The organism is Ruthenibacterium intestinale (assembly GCF_040096265.1).
In the GTDB taxonomy this organism is placed as follows: Bacteria; Bacillota; Clostridia; order Oscillospirales; family Ruminococcaceae; genus Ruthenibacterium; species Ruthenibacterium komagatae.
Genome location: NZ_JBBMFA010000052.1, coordinates 24,942 through 32,011 on the forward strand (window position 1 = coordinate 24,942; position 7,070 = coordinate 32,011).

At 50.1% G+C, this 7,070-nt stretch carries 6 protein-coding genes and 1 tRNA gene; 1 reads left to right on the plus strand and 6 read right to left on the minus strand.

Features of this window, described 5'->3' with window-relative positions; all coding sequences use genetic code 11:
* The first annotated feature begins 83 nt into the window (after positions 1–83).
* Positions 84–159 (plus strand) — tRNA-Pro (locus WMO24_RS02920).
* Positions 160–1,103: 944 nt separating this feature from the next.
* Here the strand turns inward: WMO24_RS02920 and WMO24_RS02925 are convergent.
* Genes WMO24_RS02925 through WMO24_RS02950 form a run of 6 tightly spaced genes read right to left on the minus strand, consistent with a single transcriptional unit; the run spans position 1,104 to position 6,987 of the window.
* Positions 1,104–1,307: a hypothetical protein gene (locus WMO24_RS02925; RefSeq protein WP_349214836.1), complete on the minus strand. Its 204-nt coding sequence runs from the start codon at positions 1,305–1,307 to the stop codon at positions 1,104–1,106.
* A 5-nt stretch (positions 1,308–1,312) separates the two neighbouring features.
* Positions 1,313–1,660, minus strand: a complete 348-nt coding sequence (locus WMO24_RS02930) for a hypothetical protein (RefSeq protein ID WP_349214838.1) — start codon at positions 1,658–1,660, stop codon at positions 1,313–1,315.
* Complete coding sequence (locus WMO24_RS02935) at positions 1,661–1,984, minus strand: nucleoside triphosphate pyrophosphohydrolase (protein WP_349214840.1); 324 nt, start codon at positions 1,982–1,984, stop codon at positions 1,661–1,663.
* Positions 1,974–2,357 (minus strand): (deoxy)nucleoside triphosphate pyrophosphohydrolase, encoded by a 384-nt coding sequence (locus WMO24_RS02940; protein WP_349214842.1) that lies wholly within the window; start codon positions 2,355–2,357, stop codon positions 1,974–1,976. The genes WMO24_RS02935 and WMO24_RS02940 overlap by 11 nt, the downstream gene beginning before the upstream one ends.
* A gap of 38 nt (positions 2,358–2,395) precedes the next feature.
* Entirely contained in the window at positions 2,396–3,637 is a 1,242-nt protein-coding gene (locus tag WMO24_RS02945; protein WP_349214844.1) for a Wadjet anti-phage system protein JetD domain-containing protein, read from the minus strand.
* Positions 3,634–6,987, minus strand: coding sequence for an ATP-binding protein (locus WMO24_RS02950; protein WP_349214846.1), 3,354 nt, complete (start codon positions 6,985–6,987; stop codon positions 3,634–3,636). Before WMO24_RS02950 ends, WMO24_RS02945 begins: the two co-directional genes overlap by 4 nt.
* Positions 6,988–7,070 lie beyond the last annotated feature (83 nt).

The window sequence follows — 7,070 nt, forward strand, 5'->3', positions numbered from 1 at the left end:
GAAAAAGTCATAACCGGGTGTAGCGCAGCTGGTAGCGCGCCTGCTTTGGGAGGATACGCCCGGGCAGTCCCACAACTTCATATCGGGGTGTTGCGCAGTTGGTAGCGCGCCTGCTTTGGGAGCAGGAGGCCCGGGGTTCGAGTCCCCGCACTCCGACCAAATTTTGCAGAAAAACCGCCTAAACAGGCGGTTTTTCTGCATTTTAAGTTTGATTTTTGTGGTTTGGAGATTGCTGTTTTGCGGCGGTTTCAGTGGTGGAACAGCGGTCGGGGGATGAGTGAGCCCAGCCGCCGAAACCGCCAAATCCCTAACCCATCCCTAACGGGGAAACTTCCGCATTTTCTCCGTTTCTATCGGTGCCGTTGTCGGCCACTCCTGATTGTATGTCTACGCTGCGTAGGTCGTGAAGCAGAATTTTTCCTGCTATGAGTCGATCTTTGACCAATCTTAAATTTAATAGAGCGTCCACCAGTATTCAAACACTTTGCGATACTGGTTGCCCTTCTTCGATAGGCCGAAATACTTACGGACTTTTCGATTGGATCTTCGCTTCAGGTACTGTTGACGATCGCTGGACTTCATATACTGAATGTGCAGTCCAGAATGAAGTAATGTTCTTAATCCCTCATAGTCTCCCATGATATACCCCATGTTTGGTGCATACCTGCTGTGCTGAATCAAAAACAGAAGATGGTCTGAGTGCCTGACACATTGGGTACGGCGATATTGGCGGCCGGAACGTCGACCGCATCCGGGCTCGTTTTTAGTAGATCCCAAGATCTCGGCGATCCGCTTGTTTAACTCTTGCTCTGTCATAAGTCTTCCTGCTCTGTACGGTTCGGGTGATAGGGTTGACCCCGTGCCAGGAGCCACGCTGTTTCGCGTGGTATTCCCGCTGGGCTTTCTTACTGCGTTTGTCCAATGGAACCGACTGCGTCACAGCTGATCATCTCCTTCTTTTTGTCTTGGTGTGAGCACCCCAGAGGGCACAGCACAGCAATCGCTGGCTGATATACGGACGGCACCGAGGATGTTCCGATCGTAGACTCTTGTATAACAATCTCATTACAAATGGCAAAGATCGCTTGCTATTTTAGAGCACATCAGGTATGCTGAAATACTCCGCTAGCCACCTTCCGTCCGCCGTTTTCAATCAGAAAGTCAGCAAACCGGCTGTTCTGGTAGATGTCGGAGAAGGGGTATTGGGAGTAGAGATAGCCGGCCTTTTCGGCACCGAAGATGTCGGAGAATAGTTCGATGAACAGATCTTCGGCACTGCTGCCGGAGGCGGAGCGGTAGGTTGGCATAGAGGTCACCTCGGTTTCCTGTCAAGGTATGTATCTGAAATCTTCCCAAGAGCCACTAATCTGGATTCAATGGCTCCTCTGCTTCTGCCGTGCTCCTTAGCAATTGCAGAAGTCGTCATTCCTGAGTCAAATTCGTCAAGCAACTTTTCTTCCTCAATCTCCGTCCATGGTTTTCCAGCATTCCGAGGCAGACTTTTTTTCTTGGGAGAAGGAATCACATTCAAAACTTCATGAAAAGCTCGAATCATTTCAGGCTGATTGCATACATGGTTTTGAGGTAAAAGTTCTCCGGTAAACGGATCAATGCCGTCAGCCAAAGCAGACAATAACTCTTTTGCTCTTGCAATATCCATTCAGCAACCCTCCTTTACTTCCCTTAGCAAGATTTTCTTTTCAAATCCACCCCGTTTGGCGGCCTTGTCTGCCCGCACCTGCTCCAGCTCTCCCAATGTCCAGCCGCGGGCCTTTACGACAGCCTGCATAACCTCCAGAAGGTCAGCCAGTTCTTCCAAGGATTTGCTCTCCTGGTATTCCGCCAGTTCTTCGTTCAGCTTCTGGTCCAGAAGGGATATGTAGTCCTCATCAGAAAGCGTTTCACAGATACAGGTTTTTCCATCCGCTTCGATGATCTCAGGGATGCGATCGCGCACCAGTTTGTGATAGGTTTTAGTAGGCATCCTTTAGCTTCCTCAAAATCTCCACATCCGCAGGGCAAAATTCATACTGATCAATCTCATCTACCATGATCCAGTGGATATCATTGTGCTCCAGTTTCTGGGGTGTGCCCTCTCGGATGGTGGCATGGAACAGCGTCAGATGGACCGTCAGATCGGGGTATTCGTGAATCACGTCCATAAACACCTCGCCCACATTCAACGTGACTGCCAGTTCCTCCTGACATTCTCGAATGAGAGCCTGCTCCTTGGTTTCGCCTGGCTCTACCTTGCCGCCCACAAATTCCCACGGCAGCCCTCTGGCCTTGTGAGCCGGGCGCTGGCAAATCATAAATTTGTCCTGATCCCAGATCAGCGCTGCAACTACCTCAGTCATTCTTAATACTCTCCATTGTGATTACCGGCCTCTCCTAATTACTCTGTTAAAAATACTTCCTGTTCAATTGTAACGCCGTATTCCAATATTTTTTTCATGGCCATATGGAAAATCGGATACTGATCACAGGCGAGGGCAGTCTGAACAGTCTTCAAGTAATGCTCTGAACGCACGAGTCCGGTACCATGATACGTTGTCACATCTTCGGCAGACATTCGCATCGGCGTCAGCGTAGGGAATATGCCCTTCAGGCGTTCAAACATTTGGAATCCGCCTAAATCAATATCTGCCCAAAAAACGGTCTCGGTCTGGTTTTGCAGTGCGGCGGCCATCTTTCTAAAAAACTTGCACTTTTGTGGACTTAAAAAGCCACCGTGGTAAACCACAAGTTCCCATGGACGCAGTTCAGACAACACGAATTCATCGTAGTTGGTCTTGTTTTCGATAAAAATCACTTTTCGAATCGCACTCATGTCAAAAGACTGTATGGTGTCAACACCTGAGCTTGGCAGCGCCAGGCCATACGGAGCCGCAGCGGCCACGGAGATCTCCCCCTGTTCAGTTTGGATGACGCAGTTTCCGGTAAGCTCATAGAGCTCCGGACGGGCATAGATACCCAGATAGGCCAGCTGCTCCCGCTCGCCCAGTTCACTTTGCTCACAGGCCTCTATCAATCCGGCACAGTACGACAAAGCAATCCGCAAGAACGAATCTCGCACCTCTCGCTCGAAGGTTTTAGTGTTCTGGTAACACTTTCCGCTGAAGGCGCGCATGGTAATGGATTCCCCACTCAGAGCATCGTACACCACAAATGCAGTCAGCAGCTGATCCAGCAGCACCAGATCCTTCTTGCAGTAGGGCGGCACTCGAAGGTTCTCTTTTGCCTGATGGCAGATGTCATCTCGCCACGCCAGGATCCAATCTGTCGTAACGCCAGAAAGCCTTGCGGTCATACGCTCTATTACAGTTTGCGCCAGTTCTTTGGGATGTGTGCGGCCTGTCAGCTGATAACACTCCGCAAGGTGTTCTAAATTCAGTACCACACAAGAAAGAACCGGGCGTCCGCTGACCCACTCTGCAGAGATCAGACCATGGGCTTTCAGATCGTTTACTACATCGTTCCATGTGTCTCGAATTTGTGCATCTTCATAAGCATACTCCGGAAATTCGTGTTTTTCAATCCGGAGCATCACCCGGCGCGTGGAGGTACCCGGCTGCGTCAGATGCTTACTTTTTTCATATTTGTCCAGCAGATGGGACAGAAGGATATTTTGTTTCATCCCGGCATGATCTCCTTCCCCCAAGCCTTGACACGCATTTGATATCTCTCTTTTATCACCAAGTGAGTACGGTCCGCCAGAGGCATAATATCTGGCAGCTTGTCCGGGGGCGTACAGATAATTGCCTGCAATCCCATTTTCCGCAGGAGACGGACGCTTTCTATAATGCGGTCACTGTCCATTTTGTTGAATGCTTCGTCAAACACCACCAGCCGAACAGTGTTACTGGCCAGAGTAGAAGAATTGTTTACCTGGTATAGCTGCGCAAAAGAAGCCAGTACGGCAATATAGAAGGGTGTCTGGGTCTCACCGCCGGACTTGGTATTCAAAGTCTGGGAAAGTAACTGCCTGGAGCCGTTTTGATCTGTGGTTTCCAAATCAAATTTCAGATAGGTTCTAAAGTCGGTAAATCGTTCGATATTTTGCTGAAGCTCGCTCTGCTTCCTGGCATTGACCTGGGTATCATCCGACATGGCAATTTGGCTGAACAAAGTTTCCACCAGATTTCCGTATTTCTGCTGGAACGGCAGCGTGAACAAGCCGCCATCCCCTTCCATCAGCTCCGGTGCCATAATCATATCATAATAATCAGCGTAGTCTGGGTTGCGGTCTATTTTGAACTGGTACTGGTCTGTGCCAAACTTTGCCTGCTTCAGCGCCTTATTGAGATTCTTAACCTGTCTCTCCACCTGCTCGATGCTGGATTTCAGCTTGTTTAAAAAATCGTTTTTGAACTGTTCCATAGCACTTTCCCGGGCGGCCTTGATTTTCTCTCGGTATTTTGGCAATTCATTTTCTTCCAAAACCTGTCGCTCTGATTCATATTCTTCGTTGTCCATAGCATCCACCCGGAAGGGGCAGGGCTTAAACTGCTCTGCATAGTCCTGCCTTGCCCGAAGCAGTTTCTCCCTGGTCTGTTCCTGCTCATTGATAGTGCGAGGCAGTTGATCGCTGAAGTTCTTATGTACCGCTGCTGCTCGTTTCAGACGGGCAAGCTCCTGCTCATACCGAGGCAGACCTGTCCGCTCTTGGTATTCCTGAGAAAATGTCTCGGAAATGCGATTTTCCAAATCCTTGAGCTTTTGACGCTGACCCGGCAAGCGTTCCTCTTCTAACTGGCGGATCTGGGCCTTCAGTTGCCCCCGCTGATCCACTGTGTCTTGCTGCCTGTTGCGTAGCGTCTTGATCTCACCAATCAGGCTTGCAATGGTCTGCCGCTGTTCATCCAGCCAAAGCAAATTCAGCTGGGAAAGCTGTTCCTCCGTTTGCGCAATTTCTTTTTTGATTTCCAGGCTGCGCAGGTAATCATTCAGTTTTTCCTGTACCGTACTCTGTACGAAAAACTGGTTAAACAGTGGTTCTTCCTGCCGTTTCAACACCTGCAGAATGGGCGTCCAATGTTGGATGCACTCCTGTGCCCGCTCCAGCTCCGCCTCCAGTCTCCGGATCCGCAAGGCTACGGCGCGGCGACCAATAAAGGCGTCTTCCATCCACGCACGGCGTAGAGGGCGGGTCACATACCCTTGATACAGCATACCTTCGGCTGTGATGGCCGTCTTATGGCTGCGGAGCTCCTCCACTCGCTCGCAGCACACCACCCGTCCCAGCAGATAGTCAATATAGCTGCGAGCCAGATCATTTTCCGTTTCCACCTTTTGGGCCAAACTATTCTCCAGGGGTTGGAGTTTTTCCTTTTCCCGCAGTTTACCGATGTCCACAATGCCAAAAGAGCTTTGACCGAACTCCTCCTTGATTAAATCGTAGAGTTTCTGCGCCTCCGGGTAGCAGGCTGGCTCCACCAGCAGATAAAACTTCTGGGTGTTGAGATAGCCCTCCACTGCACCACGCCAGGCCTCTTCCTTCATTTCCAATACATCAGCCAGGATTGGCACCTCCACCGGCTTGCCCATCTTCTGTTCCAGTTCCATGCTCAGGCGCTTTTGTAGCTGGAGCAGACCCCGAGGATAGTCTTTGATGTTTTTACGCAGATTGGCTAATGCGGCTTGTTTTTGATCTGCTTCAGCCTTGTATACGCTCAAACGATCTTCCACCTTGTGGGCGGCATTTCGAATTACAGTGGTGAGCTCTGCCACCGCAGCCTGGGCTTGCTCAAAGAGGGAAAGTGGACGGGCAAACAGCTGCGAATCTGCATCCTCCAGGGCCGCATATACCTTTCCTGCCATCTCCGCAGCTTGCTGTACCTGCGTTATATCTTCTTCCATCTCCCAAGCAGTGATATCCCCGCATAAATGTTGGATGCGACTGGTTTCCCGCCTGATTTCCAGCGTCAGGGCTTGTATGCCCGACAGCAGTCGTTCCTGTTCCTGCAGCAGCGTTTTCTTTTTCTGTCGAAGCTTATCCTCCTCCTGAAAAACATCGCTTTGTCTTACCGCCAGCTCCAACTCCTGCCGCCGTTCCTCTTTTTCCTCGATCTCCTGGGAAAACACCTTGATATGCTCCTCTGCCTTCTGCAAGGCAGCTTCACTATCTCGCAGTTCCAGTTCTGTGTGATCGATGGCAAACTGCTGCGCTTCCTTCTCCGCCCACAGAGACAGAAAAAATTGAATGTGCCACCGGTCAATGGCTTGCTGCCAATCCTGGTACAGCCTCCCGATTTTCCGCAAAGCCTCCAGTTTTTCCTCCTGACGCTGTGCCAGCTGCTCATGGCGCTTGTAATCCCAGATATTCTGCTGCATAGCCTCGATATCTGGCTTTTGAGGGATATCGCAGATATTCTCTGTAATAAACTTTTGGATGTCTACAATGGGGCGAAAGGAGATGGCCTTCTTCATCATCCGCATAACCTGCTCGTTATGGACATTCCACTTTGCCAGCAGATCTTCCTGGTACTGCTTATGGGTATCATAAAGTTTTCCCCGCGTACCGTACTCTTTCAAAAATACACGAAGAGTAGGAATATCAATGGCCTCGCCCTGTCGTATAAAGCAGTCCTCCGGCAAAGCCCCATCATACAGGAAGAAGCGGTCTTGCCGGCTTCCGTCGCTCCGACAGTCGAAGATGACGCCGCTGACAAATTGCTTACCCTCCACATCATCCAAAAATTCACAGGCAATAAAGGTGGAGTAATTCTTCCCGCGCCTGGAATTGGGGTTATTTTCGTCCATATCAGCCCGCAGGTATCCGTCCAGTGTCCGCTGAGACTTCTCATTGGCTGCCTGGTTGAAGTTCCGGGCGTTGGTCTCACCCAGAAGGACGATTTGAAGCGCATCGATCACAGTGGATTTTCCTGCTCCGTTTTTTCCTGTCAGGAAATTGATATCCTCCACTTCGATGAGTTCTTTGGCAAAATAGAGCCAATTAATCAGTAGAATCTTCTTCAGCTTCTTCACTTTCCTCCTCCTTGTATTATAGAGTAGTAGTTATTAGAGCCCCTCTCCAAGGGCTGTGCTACACTGTAAGGGATGCTGTGGAT